At 65.5% G+C, this 22,678-nt stretch carries 24 protein-coding genes; 8 read left to right on the top strand and 16 right to left on the bottom strand.

Going from position 1 to position 22,678, the window contains the following annotated elements; translation table 11 throughout:
• Complete coding sequence (gene xerC / locus WNM05_RS12210) at nucleotides 1-900, top strand: tyrosine recombinase XerC (RefSeq protein ID WP_434626957.1); 900 nt, start codon at nucleotides 1-3, stop codon at nucleotides 898-900.
• On the opposite strand, the gene WNM05_RS12205 is transcribed toward xerC, so the two are convergent.
• From WNM05_RS12205 to orn, 3 genes are all read right to left on the bottom strand, one after another.
• The gene (locus WNM05_RS12205) at nucleotides 897-1,397 is read right to left on the bottom strand and encodes a CinA family protein (protein ID WP_434626955.1); all 501 of its coding nucleotides are present in this window, start codon (nucleotides 1,395-1,397) and stop codon (nucleotides 897-899) included. The two genes, xerC and WNM05_RS12205, sit on opposite strands and share 4 nt — an antisense overlap.
• A complete protein-coding gene (gene pgi / locus WNM05_RS12200; RefSeq protein ID WP_434626953.1) occupies nucleotides 1,387-3,039 on the bottom strand; it encodes a glucose-6-phosphate isomerase in 1,653 nt (550 codons plus the stop codon). The genes WNM05_RS12205 and pgi overlap by 11 nt, the downstream gene beginning before the upstream one ends.
• A gap of 409 nt (nucleotides 3,040-3,448) precedes the next feature.
• Nucleotides 3,449-3,994: an oligoribonuclease gene (gene orn, locus WNM05_RS12195; protein WP_434626951.1), complete on the bottom strand. Its 546-nt coding sequence runs from the start codon at nucleotides 3,992-3,994 to the stop codon at nucleotides 3,449-3,451.
• A gap of 79 nt (nucleotides 3,995-4,073) precedes the next feature.
• Between orn and WNM05_RS12190 the strand changes: the two genes are divergently transcribed.
• The 5 genes from WNM05_RS12190 (at nucleotide 4,074) to WNM05_RS12170 (ending at nucleotide 7,983) form a co-directional block, all read left to right on the top strand.
• The gene (locus WNM05_RS12190; protein ID WP_434626949.1) at nucleotides 4,074-5,321 is read left to right on the top strand and encodes a M48 family metallopeptidase; all 1,248 of its coding nucleotides are present in this window, start codon (nucleotides 4,074-4,076) and stop codon (nucleotides 5,319-5,321) included.
• A complete protein-coding gene (locus WNM05_RS12185) occupies nucleotides 5,318-5,644 on the top strand; it encodes a 4a-hydroxytetrahydrobiopterin dehydratase (RefSeq protein WP_434626947.1) in 327 nt (108 codons plus the stop codon). The genes WNM05_RS12190 and WNM05_RS12185 overlap by 4 nt, the downstream gene beginning before the upstream one ends.
• Nucleotides 5,641-6,516 carry a ribosome small subunit-dependent GTPase A gene (gene rsgA / locus WNM05_RS12180; protein WP_434626945.1) on the top strand — a complete coding sequence of 292 codons (876 nt, stop codon included), beginning with the start codon at nucleotides 5,641-5,643 and terminating at the stop codon, nucleotides 6,514-6,516. The genes WNM05_RS12185 and rsgA overlap by 4 nt, the downstream gene beginning before the upstream one ends.
• Before the next feature lie 114 nt (nucleotides 6,517-6,630).
• Nucleotides 6,631-7,371 (top strand): acetoacetyl-CoA reductase, encoded by a 741-nt coding sequence (phbB, locus tag WNM05_RS12175; protein WP_434626943.1) that lies wholly within the window; start codon nucleotides 6,631-6,633, stop codon nucleotides 7,369-7,371.
• Nucleotides 7,372-7,491: 120 nt separating this feature from the next.
• Nucleotides 7,492-7,983 (top strand): GAF domain-containing protein, encoded by a 492-nt coding sequence (locus WNM05_RS12170; protein ID WP_434626941.1) that lies wholly within the window; start codon nucleotides 7,492-7,494, stop codon nucleotides 7,981-7,983.
• A 393-nt stretch (nucleotides 7,984-8,376) separates the two neighbouring features.
• Here WNM05_RS12170 and WNM05_RS12165 read toward each other — a convergent pair whose 3' ends face one another.
• The 11 genes from WNM05_RS12165 to WNM05_RS12115 all read right to left on the bottom strand — a co-directional run bounded on the left by WNM05_RS12165 (nucleotide 8,377) and on the right by WNM05_RS12115 (nucleotide 17,879).
• Nucleotides 8,377-9,123: a substrate-binding periplasmic protein gene (locus tag WNM05_RS12165; protein WP_434626939.1), complete on the bottom strand. Its 747-nt coding sequence runs from the start codon at nucleotides 9,121-9,123 to the stop codon at nucleotides 8,377-8,379.
• Between the two features lie 740 nt (nucleotides 9,124-9,863).
• Nucleotides 9,864-10,271 carry an FKBP-type peptidyl-prolyl cis-trans isomerase gene (locus WNM05_RS12160; protein ID WP_434626937.1) on the bottom strand — a complete coding sequence of 136 codons (408 nt, stop codon included), beginning with the start codon at nucleotides 10,269-10,271 and terminating at the stop codon, nucleotides 9,864-9,866.
• A gap of 60 nt (nucleotides 10,272-10,331) precedes the next feature.
• Nucleotides 10,332-10,748 (bottom strand): BLUF domain-containing protein, encoded by a 417-nt coding sequence (locus tag WNM05_RS12155; RefSeq protein ID WP_434626935.1) that lies wholly within the window; start codon nucleotides 10,746-10,748, stop codon nucleotides 10,332-10,334.
• A gap of 13 nt (nucleotides 10,749-10,761) precedes the next feature.
• Nucleotides 10,762-11,463 carry a GTP cyclohydrolase I gene (gene folE, locus WNM05_RS12150; RefSeq protein ID WP_434626933.1) on the bottom strand — a complete coding sequence of 234 codons (702 nt, stop codon included), beginning with the start codon at nucleotides 11,461-11,463 and terminating at the stop codon, nucleotides 10,762-10,764.
• Nucleotides 11,464-11,772: 309 nt separating this feature from the next.
• Nucleotides 11,773-13,041, bottom strand: a complete 1,269-nt coding sequence (locus WNM05_RS12145; protein ID WP_434626932.1) for a nitronate monooxygenase — start codon at nucleotides 13,039-13,041, stop codon at nucleotides 11,773-11,775.
• 103 nt (nucleotides 13,042-13,144) lie between these two features.
• A complete protein-coding gene (locus WNM05_RS12140; protein ID WP_434626930.1) occupies nucleotides 13,145-13,726 on the bottom strand; it encodes a uracil-DNA glycosylase family protein in 582 nt (193 codons plus the stop codon).
• Nucleotides 13,723-14,661 carry a 3-deoxy-7-phosphoheptulonate synthase gene (locus WNM05_RS12135; RefSeq protein ID WP_434626928.1) on the bottom strand — a complete coding sequence of 313 codons (939 nt, stop codon included), beginning with the start codon at nucleotides 14,659-14,661 and terminating at the stop codon, nucleotides 13,723-13,725. The genes WNM05_RS12140 and WNM05_RS12135 overlap by 4 nt, the downstream gene beginning before the upstream one ends.
• Nucleotides 14,662-14,665: 4 nt before the next feature.
• Nucleotides 14,666-15,262, bottom strand: coding sequence for a hypothetical protein (locus tag WNM05_RS12130; protein WP_434626926.1), 597 nt, complete (start codon nucleotides 15,260-15,262; stop codon nucleotides 14,666-14,668).
• Nucleotides 15,263-15,271: 9 nt separating this feature from the next.
• Complete coding sequence (locus WNM05_RS12125; protein WP_434626924.1) at nucleotides 15,272-15,853, bottom strand: TIGR00730 family Rossman fold protein; 582 nt, start codon at nucleotides 15,851-15,853, stop codon at nucleotides 15,272-15,274.
• A 61-nt stretch (nucleotides 15,854-15,914) separates the two neighbouring features.
• Nucleotides 15,915-16,985, bottom strand: a complete 1,071-nt coding sequence (pheA, locus tag WNM05_RS12120; RefSeq protein ID WP_434626922.1) for a prephenate dehydratase — start codon at nucleotides 16,983-16,985, stop codon at nucleotides 15,915-15,917.
• Between the two features lie 99 nt (nucleotides 16,986-17,084).
• The gene (locus WNM05_RS12115) at nucleotides 17,085-17,879 is read right to left on the bottom strand and encodes an alpha/beta fold hydrolase (protein ID WP_434626920.1); all 795 of its coding nucleotides are present in this window, start codon (nucleotides 17,877-17,879) and stop codon (nucleotides 17,085-17,087) included.
• Between the two features lie 234 nt (nucleotides 17,880-18,113).
• On the opposite strand from WNM05_RS12115, the gene dsbD reads away from it, so the two are divergent.
• Nucleotides 18,114-19,901 carry a protein-disulfide reductase DsbD gene (gene dsbD, locus WNM05_RS12110; protein ID WP_434626918.1) on the top strand — a complete coding sequence of 596 codons (1,788 nt, stop codon included), beginning with the start codon at nucleotides 18,114-18,116 and terminating at the stop codon, nucleotides 19,899-19,901.
• Between the two features lie 63 nt (nucleotides 19,902-19,964).
• Nucleotides 19,965-21,059: an AI-2E family transporter gene (locus tag WNM05_RS12105; protein ID WP_434626916.1), complete on the top strand. Its 1,095-nt coding sequence runs from the start codon at nucleotides 19,965-19,967 to the stop codon at nucleotides 21,057-21,059.
• A gap of 65 nt (nucleotides 21,060-21,124) precedes the next feature.
• Here WNM05_RS12105 and WNM05_RS12100 read toward each other — a convergent pair whose 3' ends face one another.
• Both WNM05_RS12100 and WNM05_RS12095 read right to left on the bottom strand, forming a co-directional pair.
• Complete coding sequence (locus WNM05_RS12100; protein ID WP_434626915.1) at nucleotides 21,125-21,463, bottom strand: 2Fe-2S iron-sulfur cluster-binding protein; 339 nt, start codon at nucleotides 21,461-21,463, stop codon at nucleotides 21,125-21,127.
• Nucleotides 21,460-22,653, bottom strand: a complete 1,194-nt coding sequence (locus WNM05_RS12095; RefSeq protein ID WP_434626913.1) for a molybdopterin molybdotransferase MoeA — start codon at nucleotides 22,651-22,653, stop codon at nucleotides 21,460-21,462. Before WNM05_RS12095 ends, WNM05_RS12100 begins: the two co-directional genes overlap by 4 nt.
• Nucleotides 22,654-22,678: the final 25 nt, after the last annotated feature.

Genomic DNA, 22,678 nt, shown 5'->3' with positions numbered 1-22,678 from the left:
GTGGACGACGACCTGATCGCCCGCTTCGCCGCCCACCTGACCGTGGCCGGCCGCAGCCCGCACACGTTGGCAGCCTATCGGGCCGATCTTTCCTTGCTGCAGGAGCTGCTGCAGCCGCTGCCGCTGCGCGACGCCGGCGCGGCGGATCTGCGCAAGGCGCTGGCTCGGCTGCACGCCCAGGGCCTGGGCAGCCGCAGCCTCGCGCGGCGGCTGTCGTCGTGGCGGCGCTTCTACCACTGGCTGCAGCAGGGTCTGCAGCGCGACGACAACCCCGCCGCCGGCCTGCGCCCGCCGAAGCGCGACAAGCTGCTTCCGAAGGCGCTGCCGGTCGACGGCGCCGCCGCGCTGCTGGACCGGATAGACGGAGACGGCGAACTCGACATCCGCGACCGCGCCTTGTTCGAGCTGGTCTACAGCTGCGGCCTGCGGCTGTCGGAAACGGTGGGGCTGGACCTGCAGGACGTCGATTTTTCCGACCGTCTGGTGCGCGTGCGCGGCAAGGGCGGCAAGACCAGGCTGGTTCCGATAGGCGCCGAGGCGATGCAGAGGCTGCGGCAGTGGCTGGAGTCGCGGCAGGCGTCCGCCGACGAGGCCGCGCTGTTCACCGGCCGCCACGGCAGGCGGCTAGGCGGGCGCCAGGTGGAAAAGCGGCTGCGCGACTGGGCGATCAAGACCGGCGCCGAACAGCACGTGCATCCGCACATGCTGCGCCATTCCTTCGCCTCCCACCTGCTGCAATCGTCGGGCGACCTGCGCGCGGTGCAGGAGCTGCTGGGCCACGCCAATCTGTCCAGCACCCAGATCTACACGGCGCTGGATTTCCAGCATCTGGCCAAGGTGTACGACAAGGCCCATCCGCGGGCGCGCAAGGGGCGCAAGCCGGACGACGACGAGAACTAGGCCGGCCTGACGTGGCCGCGGATGCGCTCGATCAGCCGCGACAGCGCTTCGGCCGCCGCGTGCTCCCGCACTTGCTGGCGGTCTCCGGCGAAGCGGCAGCTCCAGGCCTCGGTCTGGCCGCCCGGATGGGCGATGGCCAGCCAGACCAGGCCCACCGGCTTCTCCGGCGTGCCGCCGTCCGGTCCGGCGATGCCGGACACCGCCACCGCCCAGTCGGCGTCGGCCAGCGCCTGCGCGCCGGCCGCCATCTCGCGCACGACCAGCTCGCTGACTGCGCCGTGATTCATCAGCGACGACGCCTGCACGCCCAGCAGCTGCTGTTTGGCCTGGTTGCCGTAGCTGACGACGCCGTGGCTGAACCAGGCGGAGCTGCCGGGCACGTCGGTGATCGCCGCGGCGATCAGGCCGCCGGTGCACGATTCGGCCGTCGCCACGCTCTCGCCGCGCGACAGAAGGGCCGCGCCCAGATCGGCGGCCAATTGCCTGTTATTTGACATGGCGCTCCCTGTAATGTCGGATCAGACCGTTGGTGGAACTGTCGTGCGCCAGCCCGCCGGCGTCGCCGGCCAGTTCGGGCAGGATGCGCCGCGCCAGCTGCTTGCCGTACTCGACGCCCCACTGGTCGAATGAATTGATGCCCCAGATCACGCCCTGCACGAATACCTTGTGCTCGTACAGCGCCATCAGCATGCCCATGCTGTAAGGCGTCACCTTGTCCAGCGCCAGCGTGTTCGACGGCTGGTTGCCGGGGAACAGCTTCTGCGGCAGCAGCATGTCCAGCTCCTCTCCCGTCAAGCGGCTCAGCTCCTGCATCACCTCGGCCTCGGTCTTGCCGCGCATCAGCGCCTCGGTCTGCGCCAGGCAGTTGGCCACCAGCACGTCGTGCTGATTGGCCAGCGGATAATGACTGTTCAGCGGCAGGATGAAGTCGCAGGGCACCAGCCGGGTGCCTTGGTGCAGCAACTGGAAGAAGGCGTGCTGGCTGTTCGCCCCCTCCTCGCCCCAGATCACCGGACCGGTGTCGAAATCCAGCGCCTCGCCCAGCCGGCCCACCCGCTTGCCGTTGGACTCCATGTCCAGCTGCTGGATATGGGCCGGCAACCGGCGCAGGCCGTGGTCATACGGCATGATCGCATGAGTATGCGCGCGATAGAAGGTGTTGTACCAGATCCCGATCAGTGCCAGCAGCACCGGCATATTGGCGGCGAACGGCGCCTCGAAGAAATGGCGGTCCATCGCATGGCCGCCGTCGAGGAAGGCGCGGAAATGGTCGTAGCCTATGGCCAGCATCACCGGCAGGCCTATCGCCGACCATACCGAATAGCGGCCGCCCACCCAGTCCCAGAAGCCGAACATATGCCTGGGGTCGATGCCGAAGGCCCTGACCGCGGCCTCATTGGTCGACACCGCGACGAAATGGCGGGCGATGTCGGCCTCGCCGCCGGCCTGCAGAAACCAGCCGCGCGCGGCCTGGGCGTTCAGCAGCGTCTCCGGCGTCGTGAACGACTTGGAGGCGACGATGAACAGCGTGCGGGCCGGATCCAGCCCCTCCAACGTGCGCGCCAGGTGCTGGCCGTCCACATTGGACACGAAATGGACATTGAGCCGCCGGTCGGCATAGGCCGACAGCGCCTCTTTCACCACCAGCGGCCCCAGGTCGGAACCGCCGATGCCGAGATTGACCACGTCGCGTATCGGCTGGCCGGTGAAGCCCAGCCAGCGGCCGTCGCGCACTTCTTCGCTGAAATCCTTGAGCCGGGCCAGCACCCGGTGGACGTCGGCGACCGCGTCGCGGCCGTCGACGCTCAGCCGCGCGTCGGCAGGCAGCCGCAGCGCCGTGTGCAGCGCCGCCCGTCCCTCGCTGACATTGATGTGCGCGCCGGTGCGCATTTTCTCCATCCAGCCGGCGAGATCGGCCGCCCGGGCCAGCTCGAACAGCAACTCCAGCGTGCGCTCGGTGATGCGGTTCTTCGAATAGTCTAGCAAGAGGCCGTCCAGCTCCAGCGAAAAGCGCTGGAAGCGCTGCGGATCGAGATCGAACAGCTCGCGCATGTGCATATGGCGCGTCGCGCGCTGATGCTGGTGCAGCTTGGACCAGATCTGGGTGGAATTGATGTCGGTGTGGCGCTGAGAAACCATGTTTCCTGCCAATGGAATAATGTGAACGCCAGGAAAAGGGACGCCCGGTATCCGGCCGGCCCTGCCGTCGCGGCAACCGCCGCGTTTGGAGCTTCTTGGAGCCTGTCCAAAGTCTTTTTGCGGCAGCCGCCATTCTCTGCCGGATACAGGCCGCCCGAAGCGGCTCGCCGCAGCGCATTCACCGCCAGAGACGTTAGACAATGCCATGTGCCGGCAGAAAACGGCCCGGAGGACAGCCCAGCCAGCAGGCCGCCTGCGGCTGGGCTGCGCTGCTCGCAAAAAGACCTTGAACCGGCGTGGCTAACAAAAATCTTTTTCACGGCTGGGGCAAGGCGCGCCGACGCAGGCAGTACCTGAGTACGACAAGTCGGCGCAACGCCGCACCAGGAATTTTGTTAGCCGCTCTTAACTACAGCTTGAGGAAGTGCTCGCGGTAGTAGCGCATTTCCTCGATCGATTCCATGATGTCGGCCAGCGCCTCGTGCTTGCCGCGCTTGACCACGCCCTTGGCCACTTCCGGCTTCCAGCGCTTGCACAGCTCCTTCAGCGTCGACACGTCCAGGTTGCGGTAGTGGAAATAGGCTTCCAGCCTGGGCATCCAGCGCGCCATGAAGCGGCGGTCCTGATGGATGGTGTTGCCGCACATCGGGCTGCCGCGCTCCGGCACGTACTGGGCCATGAAGTCCAGCAGCCGCTGCTCGGCCTCGGTCTCGTTGACGGCCGAGTTCTTCACCTTCTCGATCAGCCCGCTCTTGCCGTGGGTGTTCTTGTTCCAGTCGTCCATGCCGTCGAGGATGGCGTCGGACTGGTGGATCACCAGCACCGGCGATTCGGCCACCACGTTCAGGTTGCTGTCGGTGACGATCATCGCCACTTCGATGATGCGGTCGCTGTCCGGATTCAGGCCCGTCATCTCCATGTCGAGCCAGATGAGGTTATTGGTATCTTGTGCCATACTAGTCAATCTTTGGAAAACCCTGCCATTTTCCTTCATTGCCGCCCGCGCGGCAAACCCGATACCTGCACGGACACCCATGACTGAAGCATTCTCCCTGCTATTCGCCGCCGCGCTGACGCTGACGCTGTGCCTGAAGCTGTGGCTGGGCTGGCGGCATATCCGCCACATCGCCCGCCACCGAGACCGGGTGCCGGCCGATTTCCAAGACAGCATCACCGCCGAACAACACCGCCACGCCGCTGATTACACCATAGCCAAGACCCGGCTGGGCCTGCTGGGCGCATGGGTGGACACCGCGCTGATCGCCGCCCTCACTTTCGGCGGCGGCCTGCAATGGCTGGCCGAACGCTGCATGCAATGGTTTCCCCAGCCGCTGCTGTCCGGCGTCGCGCTGATCGCCGCCGTCACCGTCGTCTCCGGCCTGGTGTCGCTGCCGCTGGCGCTGTACGGCACCTTCGGCATCGAGAGCCGTTTCGGCTTCAACAAGATGACGGCTGGCCTGTATCTGGTCGACCAGCTCAAGGGCATCGCGCTAGGCGCGGCGATCGGCCTGCCGCTGATCGCGCTGATCCTGTGGTTGATGGACGTGTCCGGTCCGCTGTGGTGGCTGTGGGTATGGCTGGTCTGGTCCGCGTTCCAGTTGCTGATGGTGGCGCTGTTCCCGACGCTGATCGCCCCGCTGTTCAACAAGTTCCAGCCGCTGGAGGACGAGGCGCTGAAGACCAGGATAGAGGCCTTGCTGCAGCGCGCCGGCTTCCAGAGCCAGGGCGTGTTCGTGATGGACGGTTCGCGCCGCTCCAATCACGGCAACGCCTATTTCACCGGCTTCGGCGCCGCCAAGCGCATCGTGTTCTTCGACACGCTGCTGTCTCAGCTGAACCACGCCGAGATCGAGGCGGTGCTGGCCCACGAGCTCGGCCATTTCAAGCGCCGCCACATCGCCAAGCGCATCGCGACGGTCTTCGTCCTGTCGCTGGCGCTGCTGTGGCTGCTGGGGCAGTTGCTGCATGCGCCGTGGTTCTACGCCGGGCTCGGCGTCTCCGCGCCCAGCACCGCGATGGCGCTGATCCTGTTCTTCACCGCGACGCCGGCCTTCACCTTCCCGCTGACGCCGCTGTCCAGCCGGCTGTCCCGCGTGCATGAATACGAGGCCGACGACTTCGCGTCCGAGCAGACCCGGGCCGACGATCTGGTCTCCGCGCTGGTCAAGCTGTACCGCGACAACGCGTCCACGCTGACGCCCGACCCCATCCATTCGACTTTCTACGATTCGCATCCGCCCGCCGCGCTGCGCATCCAACACCTGAAAGGAAACCGAGCATGAATCTGCTGGAACTGTCCTGCACCCCGCAACACGGCCGGGACCCGCTGGCCGAAAACACCGTGACCCAGCTGCTGTCCGGCCTGCCCGGCTGGCAGGTCAACGGCATCGAGCTGAACAAGACCTACCGCTTCGCCAACTACCACGAGACGATGGCCTTCGTGAACGCGCTGGCCTGGATCGCCCATCGTGAGGACCACCATCCGGACATGTCCGTGCACTACAACCGCGCCGTGGTGAACTTCAGCACCCACGACGCCGGCGGCCTGACCCTCAACGATTTCATCTGCGCGGCGAAGACCGAAGCGCTGATGCGCCGCCCATGACCGCCAGCACCGGACAGATCATCCGCAGCCACGGCCGTCGCTTCATCGTGGAAGCGGACGGCCGCGTCTACGATTGCACCACCCGCGGCAAGCGCGTCGACTACGCCTGCGGCGACCACGTCGACATCCTGATCCAGAACCAGGAACAGGCGGTCATCGAACGCGCGCACGAACGCCGCAGCCTGCTCTACCGCCAGGACGACTGGAAGACCAAGGTGATCGCCGCCAACGTCAGCCGCATCCTGTTCGTGGTCGCCGCCGTACCCAGCCCCAACGAGGAATTGCTCGGGCGCTGCCTGATCGCCGCCGAGGCCGGCGACATCGAACCCGTCATCGTCGTCAACAAGTCGGACCTGCCGGAAACCGCGGCGCTGCTGAACAAGCTGCAGCTGTACGCCGACCTAGGCTATCGGCTGCTGACCCTGTCGGCCAAGCAGGACTTCTCCCCGCTGCGGCCCTTGCTCAGCGGCCATACCAGCGTGCTGGTCGGCCAGTCCGGCATGGGCAAGTCCACGCTGACGAACGCGCTGCTGCCGGATGCCAACGCCCGCATCGGCGATATCTCCACCGCTCTGGATTCCGGCCGTCACACCACGACCCACGCGACGCTCTACCATCTGGACGCCGACAGCCACCTGATCGACTCGCCCGGATTGCAGGAGTTTGGCTTGAAACACCTGCAAGCATCCGATTTGATCCGTTATTTTCCGGAAATGCGCCAGTATATTGGCCAGTGTCGGTTCCATAACTGTTCGCATTGCGTCGAGCCGAATTGTGCGATTATGGCCGCAGCGGAAAAAGGCGGCATCGCGCGGCATCGGCTAAACTTGCTACAGAGGCTGACGCAGGAGTTGGCGCCGGCCAGATTGTAAATAAGAAAGCACACACTCTTTATTTACTTTTCATCGCTGCCTGAATATGCTGTAACAAAAGGGATTGGTATCACGCAAGCATAAAATTTCAAATCCAACTGAGGAGCCAGCATCATGACGAAACGGATTGCGCTTGTCACAGGCGGCATGGGCGGTATCGGAACCGCCATCTGCAGGGCCCTGGCCGAAGCGGGACACGTGGTGGTGACCACCTACAGCCGGCCCGGCCGCGAGCAGGCCTGGCATGCCGACATGAAAGGGTTGGGTTTCAACGACATCCACAGCTATCTGTGCGACGTCACCGACTTCGCCGCCTGCCAGGAAGTGGCGGCGCGCATCGCCAAGAACATCGGCCCGGTCGGCATCCTGGTCAACAATGCCGGCATCACCCGCGACGCCAGCTTCAGGAAACAGAGCAAGGACGATTGGGACGCCGTGATCCGCACCAATCTGGACTCGGTGTTCAATATGACCAAGCCGGTGCTGGACGGCATGCTGGATTCCGGCTTCGGCCGCATCGTCAACATCTCGTCGATCAACGGCCAGAAGGGGCAGTTCGGTCAGACGAACTACTCGGCGGCCAAGGCCGGCATGCACGGTTTCACGATGGCGCTGGCCCAGGAAGTCGCCAAGAAGGGCGTGACGGTCAACACCATCTCCCCCGGCTATATCGCCACCGAAATGGTGATGGCGGTGCCGGAAGACGTCCGCAACAAGATCATCGCCCAGATACCGGTCGGCCGCCTCGGCAAGCCCGAGGAGATCGCAGCGCTGGTCGGCTTCCTCTGCTCCGACAACGCGGGTTTCATCACCGGCAGCAATATCGCGATGAACGGCGGCCAGCACATGATGTAAGCCCTCGGGCTGCCAAGATTCCTCAGACCCCATTGACGCCGCCCCGCTCCGGGCGGCGTTTTCTTTTCGCTGAAGCCGTGTATGCTGTCAGCTCCATAATCCCGAAACATTGCGATACCGATGGCAGAACACCTGATCATAGACGGCGCCGACAAGGCGGAGAGATACCAGACCCTGTTGCCGCAAGCCCACGCGCTGATTCAAGGCGAGACCGATCTCGTCGCCGCGCTGGCCAATCTGTCCGCCGCGCTGGCGGCCACCTTCGACTGGCTGTGGACCGGCTTCTATCTGGTGAAGAACGAACAACTGGTGCTGGGGCCGTTCCAGGGGCCGATCGCCTGCACCCGCATCCCTTACGGCCGCGGCGTGTGCGGCAGCGCCTGGGCGCAGAACCGTACGCTGCTGGTCGACGATGTCGACGCCTTCCCCGGCCATATCGCCTGCTCGTCCAGCGCCCGCTCCGAAATCGTCGTGCCGATCCGCGACGCCGCCGGCCAGGTCGTAGCGGTGCTCGACATCGATTCCGACCAGCTTTCCAGCTTCGACCAGACCGACGCCGACTACCTCGAGCGCATCGTCGCGCCGCTGGCGGCGCTGTTCCCGGCCGGCTGAAGCCGCCGGACAGCGGCCGCAATGGAAAAAGCCGGCCGGTCCGCAATGCCGTTCACTTAGAGCCGCTAACAAAACCGCGCAGCGTGCCTGAGCCAAGGCGCGCCGACGCAGGCAGTACAAGTAGTACGACAAGGAGGCGCAACGCAGGATCAGGGGTTTTGTTAGCGGGTCTTAAGCCAAGTGGGCGGCATTTTTCATGGAGAATGAATCTTACTGACATATGAATTCAGACCTGGTCTGGCAGCCCCCGTCTTGATGCCGCTCGATTGCCATATCAATTCAAGTTGCTTACTTTCCCATCCTCGCCTTGCTACTCAAGAGATCGTCAACCGGTTTCTGGGCTGACATTTCAACCGGCCTCGCCACACCGCCCCCAAACCAGGCGGTCAAAAGCTATTGCGCCTGAACATCCGACAGAACGGCTTGTATGGCCTTATTGATACGCCGCATAGTCTCAGCGGAAACATTCTTGCTGCACATGATATAGCGCGTCAGTCCAGCCGGAATATCATCAAACTTTACAACCGTCAAATCAGCCTGATCCACCACCTTGTTTTTTAATAAAAAATTGTAATCCTCCACATCAATCAGCATATAATCTGCGCGATGAGTGGCAATCATCCTGGCGAGATCGCCTGGCTCTACCGTGGCGCTCATGACTGTAGCCGTTGCACTATTCATCATGGCATCCAGCTCTGGGCCATAAGAGACTCCTACCACCCTGCCAAGCACAAATCCCTTATTGGAAAGCAACTCTTTCAAAGTGCCATTGCTTTTAATTTTCCTTGCCACGTTGGCATTGGCCAATACAATGTGCGGCTTATCTTTATGAATTGCCAACGAGAACTGAGCAAAACCCTCTCGATCAGGGGTCCTATACCATCCCGGAGAGCAAATGGCTTTTTTATTTGCCTTAATATCCACAACAATTCTTTTAATGGGAACCTCCACATACTCGGCATCGATTGCGGCATAACGTAGCACTTCAACCGTTCGCTCAATCAAAAAACCTGCAGGCTTGCCATCTTTTTCGTAGCTATAAGGAGGCTTGTCTCGGTATTGGATGGAAAGAACGCCTTCCGCCATACAGATTGGCACAAGCCATAAGGCAATGACTAATCCAACAATTCTATTGATCACACTTCCTCTCCCAAATCATCAGGCAATAATGAGGCAGGGAATTAAAAAATCGAGCAACTTCAATCGTCACCCAAATCTTTCCGGCGCGGCAATGCAACACTTGTGAATACTCGACAAGTCAAATATAGACAATATAATTTCCGCCACTGACGTTGCCTCCGTTCCGTAGACACATCACTGCTTGTGCTCAAGGAGCCCAAGCATTCCGTCAACAGATCGCCGGACTCGTTCAAGCTGGACGCTCTCCCTCCCGGCATGCCGCGTCAGAACAGGCATCCGCATCAGTCGGCAGCGTGTGGCTCGTCCGATGCGCGATGCCGGCATCCGCGTACATTGCATCGGTACAATCGGCACCGCCCGCATGCGGGTCTTGGATACCCGCCGCCGGTCAGCCGACTTCCGACATTCAAAACGACGGCGGGGGCATGAATGCCCCCGCATAGTGAAAAGCGGTCTCTCCCTTAGACCCGCTAACAAAACCCCTGATCCTGCGTTGCGCCTCCTTGTCGTACTACTTGTACTGCCTGCGTCGGCGCGCCTTGGCTCAGGTACGCTGCGCGGTTTTGTTAGCGGCTCCTAGCCGATCAAACCCGTTCGAGCGGCCAAGCACGCTCAGTCATTCTTGCTGCCAAGCGCAGGTGAAATCACAAAAAAGCACCGCGTCCCATCTTTGGACCACGGTGCTTTTTTCTTAACCGACCGGCATTAGGCCGGTCCGGGCTTTTCCGGCGCTTCGCGGGCTACTTCTGGATGTCCAGCAGCTCCACCTCGAAGTAGAGGTCGGTGTTGGGCGGGATCGCGCCCGGCGCGCCGCGGCTGCCGTAGGCGGTGGCCGCCGGGCAGAACAGCTTGGCCTTGCTGCCGACTGCCATCGTGCCTACGCCCTGCGTCCAGCACGGAATCACGCGGTTCAGCGGGAAGCTGATCGGGCCGCCGTTCTTGTACGAGCTGTCGAATTCCTTGCCGTCCTTGAAGGTGCCGCGATAGTTGACCTTGACGGTGTCGGTCGGCTTCGGCAGCGCGCCCTTGCCGGCGACCAGGGTCTCTATCCTGACGCCGGATGGCAGCGTCTTGGTGACGGGGGCGGCCTGGGCGGCCGCGCCGCCGGCCAGCAGGGCCAGCGCGGCGATGATGCTGAGTCGGGACATGATTCTTTCCATGGGTTTGATGAACGGCGGGCCGGACGGCCCGCCGGTGCGAATGCGTCGCTACTGTATGCTGCCGGACTCGGCGAGATCCTCCAGCAGGCGCTCGGCGCCGGCGCCCGGCATCGTGAACGGCTCCAGCATCGGCAGCGGGGAATGGCGCAGGATCAACGAGGCGTTCAGCTTGTCCAGCGCCACCTCGGCCATGCTCCAGTTGGCGAACTTGCGCTGCTCGATCTCCTGGAAGGACAGCAGCGTCAGCGAATGATGGCGGGCGTCGTGCGCCAGCTTCAGATAAAGGCGGTTGACATGGGCCCTGCTGCCTTCCAGCACCTGCATGAAGATGTCCTGGCTGTAACACAGCAGCCCGGTAATCCCCTGCGCCGGATTGTTCCGCCTGGCGACGCCCAGAATCTCGTCGACCAGAGCCTCGCTGATCGGCTCTTGCGCTCGGCTGCAATAAATCAGGCGAACCAGCATGGCCATGCCTCCGTTACGGTTTATGCATCAGCGACAGGAATTCCCGACGCAGATTGGCATCGGTCAGGAACGATCCGCGCATGACGCTGTTGGTCATCTTGCTGTTGCTGTCCTTGACGCCGCGCCAGTGCATGCAGAAATGGTCGGCCTCCATCACGATGGCCAGGCCGTCCGGCTGCAGCTTGCGCATCAGCAGGTCGGCGATCTGCGATACCGCCTCCTCTTGGATCTGCGGGCGCGTCATCACCCAGTCTATCAGCCTGGCGTACTTGGACAGGCCGATCAGATTGGAATTCTCGTTCGGCATCACGCCCACCCAGACGCGGCCGATGATGGGGCATAGATGGTGCGAGCAGGCGCTGCGCACGGTGACCGGGCCGACGATCATCAATTCGTTCAGCCGCTCGACATTGGGAAACTCGGTGCTGGCCGGCATCTGCACATAGCGGCCTCGGAACACCTCGCGCAGAAACATCTTGGCCACCCGCTTGGCGGTGTCCTGGGTATTGTGATCGTTCTCGGTATCGATCACCAGGCTTTCCAGCACGCCCTTCAGCTTGGCCTGCACTTCGTCCTGCAATGCGTCCAGCTCGCCGTCCTCGATGAAGTCGGCGATATTATCGTTGGCATGGAAACGGGCGCCCGCCTGCTGCAGACGGTAACGGATCTTGTGGGAAACGGCTTCCTGCTGGTTCTGCTTGTCGATTTTGCTCATTGTTTATTACTTGTTCGCAAGAAAATGGAAATCATTCCGGGTAGGTGGCAACCGCGCGGCGCGGCTGCAAGAGCCTGGTCTGCCATCAACATGCCGGAAGCCTGACATGGTGCGCCGATGGTAGATCAGCCGGCAATTCGATGCAAACGCTGGCATCGCCGCCCTTCCCGCGCCCGCGGACGTCGGGCGCAAATCATTAATGCTATATAATTGAAAGCGCAGTAGCAATACCTGACATTGACATTATCACAAGCAAAACAAAGCGGCATTCCCCTTGCGAGGAATGCCGCCCCATTCGAAACCCAGCCGTCAGCCCACCAGCAGGTATTCTTCGCGCTTGGGCAGCGCGATCTTGTGATCGCGGCTGTACTGGTAGTCGTGGAACACATGCTCGGCGCTGAGCAGCTGGTAGCTGCCGTCGTCGCGCCGGTGCGAGGTGTCCTTCAGCCTGTAGGCGTAATGACCGCAGGTCCAGCAGTCGAAATTGCGCATATGGGTGCACAGACAGGTCTTTTCCCACACCGGCACGCGCTTGGCGCCCGGATTTTCCGCCTGGGCCTTGTGGTAGGCGTCGATGTAGGAGCAGCTGCCCTTGGCGTCGAGCAGATAGCCATAGGCCTCGCAATTCGGCCGTATGCTGTCGCCGATGGCCGGACAACGCTTGATCATCCGCATCGGGTAGCCGGTCGGCGACAATTGATTGACCTCGATGTCGTCCTCGCTGGCCTTGAAGTACTCCTGCTGGACCTTTTCCGGCAGACCGCATTCGCGGGCCACCGTAAAGCGGGTCGCCACCTGCACCGCGCCGGCGCCGGCCTCTAGGAAGGCGGTCGCGTCGCTGCCGGTGAAGACGCCGCCGGCCGGAATCAGCGGGATGTCGAGTTGCTCCGCGCGCAGCCAGTCGCGAATCTCGGCGAAGATGGTGCCCAGGTCATACTCGGCCCAATCCATGCCGAAGCCCAGGTGGCCGCCGGCCAGCGGCCCCTCCACCACCACGTAGTCGGGCAGGCGGCCGCTGCGGCTGTTCTTCTTCAGGAACAACTGCAGCGCGCGCAGCGACGAGACGATGATGCCGAGCTTGGCGTCATGGAAGCGCGGGTGGTCCTCGATCAGCGAGAACGAGCCCAGGTGCAGGCCGGCCGCCAGCGTGATGCCGTCGATGCCGGCGTCGAGCGCCGCGCGCATCCGCGTCCGCAGCGTCTCCTTCGGCGCGTTCATCGTCAGCTTTTCCATGCAGTTGATGAAGACCAGGCCATCGCCCCGCTTCTGCTGCATGGTGTTGCCGACGTGCAGGCGGGTCGCCTCTTCCAGCACGCCGAGATCGAAGCGCACCACGGACTTGTCCGGGTTCTCGACATTGAATTTGTATTGGGCCAGCTTGTTCTTGACGAACTTGGTATTGAAACGGCGATCGGTCACCGTCGGCACCATCGCGTCGGAAATATGGCCGACGCCACCGAGGCGAGCGGCTTCCAGCGCCAGTTGCGCGGTGGAAATGTCGACGCCCATGCCGCCGATGACGACGGGCACCAGTTCGTGCCTGCCCAGTTTCAGGCGAAAATCATCAACACACTTCATCGTGACGGGTCTCTCCATAGAACTGGGCCGAATTATCACCTGCGGAACGGTGGAAATCCATATTTTTAGAGTTTTTGCTCATGCTTGCGCAAAACGCTCCGAACTATCGCGCCAACACCTCCCCCACTCTTCCGCGCAAAGCCGGCAGCAACTCGGCCTCGAACCACCGGTTGCGCGCCAGCCACATCTGATTGCGCGGACTGGGATGCGGCAAGGGCACCACGGCCGGCCAATATTCGCGCCAGGCGGCCACCGTTTCCGTCAGCGTGCGCTTTCGCGCGGGCAGATGGTAGGCCTGCGCGTAGGCGCCCACCGCCAGCACCAGTTCCACCCGGCCCAGAAGCGGCAGCAGGCGCGGATGCCAAAGCCGGCTGCATTCCGGACGCGGCGGCAGATCGCCGTTCGAGCCGGTGCCGGGGTAGCAGAAGCCCATCGGCACGATGGCGAAACACGCCGGATCGTAAAACGTATCCGCGTCGACGCTCAACCACTCCCTCAAACGCTTGCCGCTGGCGTCGTCCCAGGGCACCCCGCTCTCGTGCACCTTGCGTCCCGGCGCCTGGCCGGCCAGCAGGATGCGCGAGGAGGCGGCTGCCCGCAGCACCGGCCGGGGGCCGCAGGGCAGCGACGCCTCGCAGGCCCGACAGGCCGCGATCTCCGTCAGCAAGCCCTCCAGAGCGCTCATGGGGCGGCGCCGGCCAGCAACCATTCCCGCCAGGCGGGCGTCTCCTCCTCGGTCCACGCCGCGCCATCCAGCATCAGGCCGCAGGCGCCCGCGATCATCGCCGCGCGGGCCAGCGCCACTCCGCCTATCATCGGCGCGGCCACGATCAGCGGCAGATGGGTCCGCCTGCGCAGACTGGCCAGGCCGCCGACGTCCAGGCTGACGGACTGGCCGTCGCCGCCGCATTCGCACAGCACGATCTGATGGTTGCCGCCGAGCGCGACGTGTTCCGCCGCGGTCAGCCACTCGTCCAAATTCAGACGATTGTCCCGCTGCAAGATGACAGCTTTATTGATGCGGCCGACTTCCCGCAGCAATTCCACATTGCTCAACGATTGCGGCGGCAGCAGCAGCGCCTCGGTCTGCCGCTCCAGATGCGCATCCAGCAGACGGACGTCGCACAGCTCGGCGACGGCGCCCAGGCCGACCTCTCCGGCGACGTCCTGCAGGCACTCCAGTTCGGAGACGCCCAGGGACCGGTAATGGTAGGGGCTGGCGTGGCTGCGCCCGCCGCCGGCGTACAACAGACCGCCTCCGGCCGCGGCGACCTGGCGCGCGACGGCGCGCAGCGCGTCCTCGCTCCAGTCCTGCGCGCAGCCGCCCAGCCAGGCCGTCCCGCCCGCGCCGAACACCGTCCGTCCCATCCTCACCCGCGTATCCTGCGGCTGCGCCGCCCTCGACACGATGCGGTAATCGCCGACCACTCTCAGCGCGCGCTCGACGCCGGCCATGGATTCGAACGCGGCCGCGTCCATGCCCCTTTCCTCTCCCACCGCGCCTATCACCGTGCGCTCGATGCCGCGGGACACGTGGGCAGCCAGACCGGCTCCCTCTATTCTGGACACCACGTCCCGCACTTCGGCCTCGCTCGCGCGGGCTCTCATCACGACGATCATCTACTCAGTCTCCTTGTCCCCTGCCTCCGGCGGAAGCGTTCCGGCGCCAGCGATCGGCCAGTCTCCGGGCAAGACGCGTCAGCGGCGATGGCTGCGCCCAGAAACGGCGCGCCCGCATTTTCGCCAGCCTGGCCCAGCGCCACGGCAGCGAGGTCCGCAATCGCTCGAACACCCAGGCGCGCAGCCGGCCGAAGCGCTCGTACCAGCGCACGAACCACGGCACCGACATCAGGGCCGGCCGGGTCAGCGTGAACAGCCAGGCCGCCAGCGCGGTGCCGCCGACCTTGGCCAGCAGGATCACCGCCAGGCCCAGCAGGGCATGTCCCTGCTCGATCAGGAACAGCGCCGCCAGCTTGACCGGCAGCAGGGCCAGCGCCGGCACCAGGAACAGGGCCAGCGCCGTCTTCGGCGCGCGACTCGCCACCCAGCGTTCCAGCGCCGCGAACGGCGGCCAGCGGCCAAGCCTGGCGAGCGCCGCGGCCAGTTCGTCCCACGCGCACTCTTCAAAAACGATGACCGCCGCCAGCAGCAGCACCAGCGGCCAGGCCATCGCCCGCCGCGCGCGCGACCACGGCGACGCCCGCGTATCAGCCTTTCCCATGTCGCGCGCTCAGGTGCGGGTCAGGTCCAGCCACTTGGCGACGCGGCTGGGCCGGTATTGCCCCATCCAGTCCAGCAGCGTCGGCAGGTCCCGCTCGATGCGGAACAGGTCCAGATTGCCCTTGGGCACGAAGCCTTCGCCTACCGCGTGCTCGACCAGCGCCCTCAGCGGCTGGTAGAAGCCGCCGGCGTCGAGCACGCCGACCGGCTTGTCGTGCACCGACAGCTGCGCCCAGGTCAGTATCTCGAACAGCTCGTCGAAGGTGCCGAAGCCGCCCGGCAGCGCGACGAAACCGTCGGACAGCTGCGCCATCATGGCCTTGCGCTGATGCATGGTTTCAGTGACATGCAGCTCGCTCAGCTCCATATGGGCCACTTCCTTGGCCTTCAGGAATTCCGGAATCACGCCGACCACCCGGCCGCCGGCTTCGAGCGCCGCGTCGGCGGCCACGCCCATCAGGCCCACCTTGCCGGCGCCGTAGACCAGGGTGATGCCCTGCTCGGCCAGCGTGCGGCCGAACGTCCGCGCGGCGGCCTCGTACTCGGGCCGCGTCCCCTTGTTGGAACCGCAGAACAGACAGATCGATTTCATTTTCTTTATCCGTTAAAAAACAAGGGCCGGAAGATTCCGCCCCCCGATCATGCCGGAAGACTCACAACACCGCCGTCGGATAGGAGCCGAGCACCTTGACGAAGGAGGTGCGCTCGGACAAGCCCTGCAGCGCGCGTTGCACGTTTTCGTCCTGGCGGTGGCCCTCCAGGTCGATGAAGAACACATAGTCCCACAAGCCGGCCCGCGACGGACGCGACTCGAACTTGCTCATCGACACGCCGTTGGCCGCCACAGGCTCCAGCAACTGGTGCACCGCGCCCGGCCGGTTCGGCGCCGACACGACGATGGAGGTCTTGTCCTGGCTGGTGGCGCCGACGTCCTGCAGGCCCAGCACCAGGAAGCGGGTGGTGTTGTTCGGCTCGTCCTCTACGTTCTCCGCCAGTTTCAGCAAGCCGTAGCGTTCAGCCGCGGCCTGGCCGGCGATGGCGGCGGCCGACTCGTCCTCGGCCGCCAGCCGCGCCGCTTCGGCATTGCTGGCCACCGACACCCGTTCGACATCGGCGGGCAGGTTCTTGTTCAACCATTCGTGGCATTGCGCCAGCGCCTGCGCATGGGCGTAGACGCGACGGATACCGTCCAGGCCCTCGGCCTGGCGCAGCAGATGATGATGGATGCGCAGCACCACTTCGCCGCAGATCTTCAGCGGCGAGCTGACCATCAGGTCCAGCGTGCGGCCGACCGCGCCCTCGGTGGAATTCTCCACCGGCGCCACCACGTAGTCCAGCGCGCGCGACTCCACCAGGCGGAAGGCTTCGTCCACCGAGCTACAGGCGACGGTGCGCGCGGCGTGGCCGAAGTGCTTGATCGTCGCCAGCTGGCTGAACGTGCCCTCCGGTCCCAGGTAGGCGATGGACAACGGCTTTTCCAGCGCCAGGCACTCGGACATCACTTCGCGGAACAGGCGGGCGATCGACTCGCTGGGCAGCGGCCCCGGATTCAGATCCTTCAGGCGGCGCAGCACATGGGCCTCGCGCTCCGGGCGGTAGATGACGCCGCCGCCCTTGATCTCGCCGATTTCGCGGGCATGGCTGGCGCGCCGGTTCAGCAGGTTGAGGATTTCGACGTCGATGGCGTCGATGGCGTCTCGGTGTTGCTTCAGCAGGTGTTCCATCGTCACAGGCTTCGGTCTTTCATGCAGGCTGGAGTTAGCCTTAGTTTCCGCGAGAACATCATCCGTCGCAAGCTTTGTCGCGCCGCAGCAAGACCGCCGTCAGCCGCGCGGCAGCCGCTCCAGCAGCTCGAGGATGTGTTCGGCGGCCTGCAGCGGCCGCTCCAGCGGAAACAGGTGGCTGCCGGGATGGAATTCGACCCGGAGGCCGAAATGGCGCCGCATGAAACGGATGTCGGCCTCTCCCAGCACATCGGACTCCTCGCCGGCGATGACGGCCGCCGGCACTTTCAGACGCCCCCGATGCCGCGGAAAGTCGTGAGGCAGCGTCGCGTAGATGTCGTGCTCGACCCGGGGCCGGAATTTCAGCCGCCGGCCGCCGCGGCCGTCCTCCTGCGTGCCCAGCTCGGCGTAGTCGTCCAGGCAGTCCGGGTCGAAGCGCGCGAACATCGCCTTGCGGGCGAAATAGTCGCGCGCCATCGCCGCCGAGGCCCAGTTGTCGCGCCGCTTCAGCGAGTTGCCGCCGGGCGTCACCCGCTGGATGAAGCCCAAGCGCTTGGCCAGCCAGATGCCGAGCGAGCGCGACGGCCCCATCAGCGGCGAATCGAGGATGACGATGGCGCGAAACAGGTCCGGCCGTTTCAACGCGGCGTAGAACATCAGGAAGCCGCCCAGCGAATGGCCGACGCCGACCACCGGGCCGGCGTAGTGGCCCTCGATGTGGGCGATGCTCTCGTCGACAAGATGCGGCCAGCAGTCGGTGACCGGATAGGCCGGGTCGTGGCCTATCGTGTCCAGGAAGCCGACCTGGTGATGCTCGCCCAGCCGCGACAGCAGCTTGCGGTAGACCGACGCCGGAAAGCTGTTGGCGTGGGCGAAATGAATGGTTTCCCTCATAGATCCCTCTGAAAGCCCGTTCAAAATCCTTGAGCGGGCCTGATATGCTCATTCTTATTTTTCACAAGCCGGGCGCTGTCGCCGTCCGGTCGGCGGGGCTATACTGGCCCCCTGCCGCGCCATTTGCCGGATCAGGCGATTTAATGCATATTGCATCACGATCCGGCGACACGGAACCGATGTTCCGACCGCCGCGTCAGAACCCTATCGCCAACCCCAGAACAGAGTCTGCAAGTGCAAGCATACCTCAACTCCCTTTACCGCTCGGCCTGGCGCTGGCTGGCGGCGCTCGTCGCCTGCCTGAGCATCGCCCTGCCCGCCCACGCGGTCAACCAGGACGACCTGCTGCCGCCGGAGAAAGCCTTCGCCGCCCAGGTCAGCCGCGACGGCGACACGCTGCGGTTGACGCTGGACGTCGCGCCCGGCTACTACCTGTACCGCGACCGCATCCATATCAGCACCGTGCCGGCCGACCTGACCGGCAAGGCGGAGCTGCCTGCCGGCCAGGAGAAATCCGACCCCTATTTCGGCAAGCAGACCATCTACCACGGCAAGCAGCTGGTCACCATTCCGCTGGCCGCCGGGGCGCCGGCCGACTTCCGGCTGGACGTGAAGCTGCAGGGCTGCGCCGAGGCCGGCGTCTGCTATCCGCCGTACACCCACAAGCTGCAGGTCGGCGGCGCCGGCGGCAAGCTGGGCATGTGGACGGGAGGCGCCGACGCCGCGGGAAAAGCGTCGGCCGGTAACAGCGAGTTGGCCGGCCGCGGGTGGCTGGCCACACTGGGCACCTTTCTGCTGGCGGGACTCGGCATGGCGTTCACCGCCTGCATGTATCCGCTGCTGCCCATCGTCTCGTCGCTGATTGCCGGCCAGGGCGCCACTCTCACCCGTCGCCGCGGCTTCCTGCTGTCTTTGCTGTATGTGCAAGGCCTGGCGCTGACCTACACCGCCGTCGGCGTCGTCGCCGGCCTGACCGGCTCGCTGCTGACCGTCTGGCTGCAGCAGCCGGCCGTGGTGCTGTCGGCCAGCGCGCTGATGGTGGTGTTCGCGCTGTCGATGTTCGATCTGTTCTCGATACAGCTGCCCAGCGGCCTGCAGTCGCGGCTGGCCGACACCTCCAACCGCCTGTCCGGCGGCAAGGCCGTCACCGTCTTCCTGATGGGCGCGCTGTCGGCGTTGATCGTCGGCCCCTGCGTCGCCCCGCCGCTGGCGCTGGCGCTCGGCTATATCGGCAGCACCGGCGACGCCGCCCTCGGCGGCGCGGCGCTGTACGCGATGGCGCTGGGCCTGGGTCTGCCGCTGATCGTCATCGGCACCTTCGGCGGCCACGTGCTGCCGCGCGCAGGCAACTGGATGAAGGCGGTCAAGTCGGTGTTCGGCGTGGTGATGCTGGGCCTGGCCATCTGGCTGGCCACGCCCTTCCTGCCGGCCTCGCTGGTGATGCTGCTGTGGGCGGCGCTGCTGATAGGCGCGGCGGTCTTCCTCGGCGCCTTCGACAGCCTGTCCGCCGGCTCCGGCGCGCGCGCGCGCCTCGGCAAAGCGCTGGGCCTGCTGCTGTTCCTGCTCGGCGGCGCGCAATTGCTGGGCCTGCTGTCCGGCGCCGACAATCCGCGCTATCCGCTGAAACTGATCGCCGCCGGCAACGCCGAAGCAGCGCACGCGCAGCAGAACTTCCAGCCGGTCGGCTCGACCGCCGAGCTGGACGCGAAGCTGGCCGAGGCCAAGGCCGCCGGCAAGCCGCTGCTGCTGGACTTCTACGCCGACTGGTGCATCGCCTGCAAGGAGATGGAGGCCGAGGTGTTCCCGCAGCCGCAGGTGGCTTCGCAGATGCAGCGCTTCGTGCTGCTGCGCGCCGACGTCACCGCCAACAAGGCCGAGCATCAGGCGCTGCTGAAGCGCTTCGGCCTGTTCGGCCCGCCCGGCATCATCCTGTTCGACCCGCAGTCCCGCGAGGCGGGCCGCGTCGTCGGCTACACGCCGGCCGCCGCATTTGCCGGCGAACTGGGCAAGGTGGCAAACTAGCGCCGTATCCGGCCGGCGCCGTCGCGCCGGCCGCCATTTCCGCCACCTTGAACGGATGCCTCCATGCCTCCCCTGTCCAATGCCTTTTCCAATGTCAGCATACTCGGGGTCTTCCGCGTCGCCATACTGGCGCTGCTGGTGGTCGCCTGCCTGAAAGTGCTGCAACCGTTCCTCGGCGCGCTGACCTGGGCCGCCATCATCGCCATCTCGGCCTGGCCGCTGTACTGCCGGCTGAAGCTTCGGCTGCGCGGCCGCCACAAGCTGGCGGCGTTGCTGATCGTGCTCGCGCTGTCGGCCGCGCTGGCGATTCCCATCGGCCTGATGGCGCTGACGCTGGCCGACACGCTGCCGCACCTGGCCAATCTGGCGCACGACCTGACCAGCTTCCGGCTGCCGGACGCGCCGGCCTGGCTGATCAACCTGCCGGTGGTCGGCAACAGCCTGCAGACCTTGTGGCAGAACACCCAGGCCGATCTGCCCGGCTTCTTCGAGAAAGTCCGTCCGGCGATCAATCAGGCGGCGCTGTGGCTGCTGTCCGGCGGCGCCAACCTGGGCCTGAGCCTGCTGGAGATCGTGCTGGCGATCGCCGTCGCCGGCCTGCTGCTGATCAACGGCGACAAGCTGTGGGACCTGGTGGAGCGCATCGTGGTCAAGCTGGGCGGCGAAACCGCCAGCGAGCTGCCGGAAGTGATCGCGCGCACGATACGCAGCGTCACCACCGGCGTCGTCGGCACCGCGCTGGCTCAGACCATATTGTGCGTGATCGGCCTGCTGATCGCCGGTGTGCCCGGCGCGCTGGTGCTGGGTTTCGTCTGTTTCATCGTCGCGGTGGCGCAGTTGCCGACGCTGATCGTCTGGCTGCCGGCCGCCGCCTGGGTGTTCTACACCGGCCACACCGGCCTGGGCGTGTTCCTGCTGATCTGGGGCTTCCTGCTGATCAACACGATAGACAACGTCCTGAAGCCGCTCTTGATCAGCCAGGGCGCGCAGATGCCGCTGTCGGTGATCTTCCTCGGCGTGATCGGCGGCCTGATCGCCTGGGGCGTGATCGGCCTGTTCATCGGCCCGACGCTGCTGGCGGTGGGCCTGACCATGCTGCGTCACTGGCTGGAACAGGACGACAACGAGGAGCTGGCCTGCGAGGGCGAGCAGGGCTGAACCCGCCCCGCCGTAAAGCGAAAGCCCCCGTCAGGGGGCTTTTCTCGTCATCGCCGCGCGCCGGCTCAATAGTCCGGACACAGCACTTCCCAGTCCGCGCCCTCCTCCACCGCCAGGTGGCAGGCCAGCCGCCACGGCTCGGCCTCCCGCCATTCGTCGCTGGCCGCCAGCTCGGCGTCTATCGCGCCGGCGCGCAGCAGCACATTGCGTTCCTTGCGGCCGGGCCGCTGCGGCGTGGCCATGCCGGCTATCCGGACCTTGCAGGTGCCGCAGGTGCCCTGGCCGCAGCGCCAGTGCAGCGGCACCTCGGCCAGTCGGGCGACGTCCAGCAGATTGTCGCCGGCCGTCGCCTCGGCCTCGTTCAGCAAGGCGCCGTCTTCGGCGACGAAGCGGATGCGGCTCATTGCCCGTCCAGCGGCAGATAGGCCAGCTCGTCGCCCGGCGACACCGCCTGCCCCGGCGCCAGCCAGGCCAGGCCGTCGGCCCAGGCGCAGGAGGTCAGCGCGCCGGAGCTTTGCTGCGGATACAGCTGCAGCATCCAGCCGCCGTCGCCGGCCACCTTGCGCACGCGCAGGAATTCGCTGCGCCGCGGATCGGGACGCGTCCATTCGAAATCGGCGCGGTGCCGCGCCGGCGCCGCCTCGTCCGGCTTCAGGCCCATGCGCAGCAGCAGGAAGGGCCGGACCAGCGTCTGCAGGGTGACGAAGCCGGATACCGGATTGCCCGGCAGGCCGATGAAGTCCGCCTCGCCGACGCGGCCGAAGGCCAGCGGCTTGCCGGGCTTGATCGCCACCTGCCACAGCGTCAGCTCGCCCTCGGCCTCCACGGCCGCGCGCACATGATCCTCCTCGCCGACCGACACGCCGCCGCAGGTGACGATGACGTCGGCCACCGCCGCCGCGTCGCGCAGCAGTTGCCGCGTCGGCTCCAGCGCATCGCCGACCCGGCCGAGGTCTATCACCTCGCAGCCCAGCCGCTGCAAGGCCGGCTGCAGCCAGTAGCGGTTGGAGTTGTATATCTGCCCCGGCGCCAACGGCTGACCGGGCTCCACCAGCTCGTCGCCGGTGAAGAACACCGCCACCCGCAGCGCCGGCAGCACCGGCAGCGCGGCCAGGCCTATCGAGGCGGCCAGGCCCAGGTCGGCCGGAGACAGCCGGCGGCCGGCGGCGATGACGCACTGGCCGCGGGCGATGTCCTCGCCGCGCGGGCGGATGTTCTGCCCCGGCCTCGGCGCGACGGAGAAGCTCACCAGGCCGGCCTCGTCCACCGTCGCCTGCTCCTGCATCACCACCGCGTCGGCGCCGGCGGGAATCGGCGCGCCGGTGAAGATGCGCGCGACGCTGCCCGGCTGCAACGCTTGCGGGTCCGCGCCCGCCGGTATCCGTTGCGACACAGGCAACGGCCCGCTCAATTCCGCGCAGCGTACGGCGTAACCGTCCATCGCGCTGTTCGGATGCGGCGGCACGTCGATGCCGGCCTCCACCGGCTCGGCCAGCACCCGGCCGGCGGCCTGCGGCAGCGCCACGGTTTGACGCAGGGTCAGCGGCCTGGCGCGCTGTTGCAGCCAGTCGCGCGCCTCTTGATAGCTCAGCATGCGAAACGTCCTGTTGATGGGCGGG

The organism is Chromobacterium sp. CV08 (assembly GCF_051129845.1).
In the GTDB taxonomy this organism is placed as follows: domain Bacteria; phylum Pseudomonadota; class Gammaproteobacteria; order Burkholderiales; family Chromobacteriaceae; genus Chromobacterium.
The sequence above is the reverse complement of the archived record's forward strand: the minus strand, read 5'-3'. Positions and strand labels throughout refer to the sequence as shown.

Coding starts and splice junctions, on each gene's coding strand:
- WNM05_RS12205 (WP_434626955.1), bottom strand. CDS start 1,397: ATGTCAAATAACAGGCAATTGGCCGCCGATCTGGGCGCGGCCCTTCTG.
- pgi (WP_434626953.1), bottom strand. CDS start 3,039: ATGGTTTCTCAGCGCCACACCGACATCAATTCCACCCAGATCTGGTCC.
- orn (WP_434626951.1), bottom strand. CDS start 3,994: ATGGCACAAGATACCAATAACCTCATCTGGCTCGACATGGAGATGACG.
- WNM05_RS12190 (WP_434626949.1), top strand. CDS start 4,074: ATGACTGAAGCATTCTCCCTGCTATTCGCCGCCGCGCTGACGCTGACG.
- WNM05_RS12185 (WP_434626947.1), top strand. CDS start 5,318: ATGAATCTGCTGGAACTGTCCTGCACCCCGCAACACGGCCGGGACCCG.
- rsgA (WP_434626945.1), top strand. CDS start 5,641: ATGACCGCCAGCACCGGACAGATCATCCGCAGCCACGGCCGTCGCTTC.
- phbB (WP_434626943.1), top strand. CDS start 6,631: ATGACGAAACGGATTGCGCTTGTCACAGGCGGCATGGGCGGTATCGGA.
- WNM05_RS12170 (WP_434626941.1), top strand. CDS start 7,492: ATGGCAGAACACCTGATCATAGACGGCGCCGACAAGGCGGAGAGATAC.
- WNM05_RS12160 (WP_434626937.1), bottom strand. CDS start 10,271: ATGTCCCGACTCAGCATCATCGCCGCGCTGGCCCTGCTGGCCGGCGGC.
- WNM05_RS12155 (WP_434626935.1), bottom strand. CDS start 10,748: ATGCTGGTTCGCCTGATTTATTGCAGCCGAGCGCAAGAGCCGATCAGC.
- folE (WP_434626933.1), bottom strand. CDS start 11,463: ATGAGCAAAATCGACAAGCAGAACCAGCAGGAAGCCGTTTCCCACAAG.
- WNM05_RS12145 (WP_434626932.1), bottom strand. CDS start 13,041: ATGAAGTGTGTTGATGATTTTCGCCTGAAACTGGGCAGGCACGAACTG.
- WNM05_RS12140 (WP_434626930.1), bottom strand. CDS start 13,726: ATGAGCGCTCTGGAGGGCTTGCTGACGGAGATCGCGGCCTGTCGGGCC.
- WNM05_RS12135 (WP_434626928.1), bottom strand. CDS start 14,661: ATGATCGTCGTGATGAGAGCCCGCGCGAGCGAGGCCGAAGTGCGGGAC.
- WNM05_RS12130 (WP_434626926.1), bottom strand. CDS start 15,262: ATGGGAAAGGCTGATACGCGGGCGTCGCCGTGGTCGCGCGCGCGGCGG.
- WNM05_RS12125 (WP_434626924.1), bottom strand. CDS start 15,853: ATGAAATCGATCTGTCTGTTCTGCGGTTCCAACAAGGGGACGCGGCCC.
- pheA (WP_434626922.1), bottom strand. CDS start 16,985: ATGGAACACCTGCTGAAGCAACACCGAGACGCCATCGACGCCATCGAC.
- WNM05_RS12115 (WP_434626920.1), bottom strand. CDS start 17,879: ATGAGGGAAACCATTCATTTCGCCCACGCCAACAGCTTTCCGGCGTCG.
- WNM05_RS12105 (WP_434626916.1), top strand. CDS start 19,965: ATGCCTCCCCTGTCCAATGCCTTTTCCAATGTCAGCATACTCGGGGTC.
- WNM05_RS12100 (WP_434626915.1), bottom strand. CDS start 21,463: ATGAGCCGCATCCGCTTCGTCGCCGAAGACGGCGCCTTGCTGAACGAG.
- WNM05_RS12095 (WP_434626913.1), bottom strand. CDS start 22,653: ATGCTGAGCTATCAAGAGGCGCGCGACTGGCTGCAACAGCGCGCCAGG.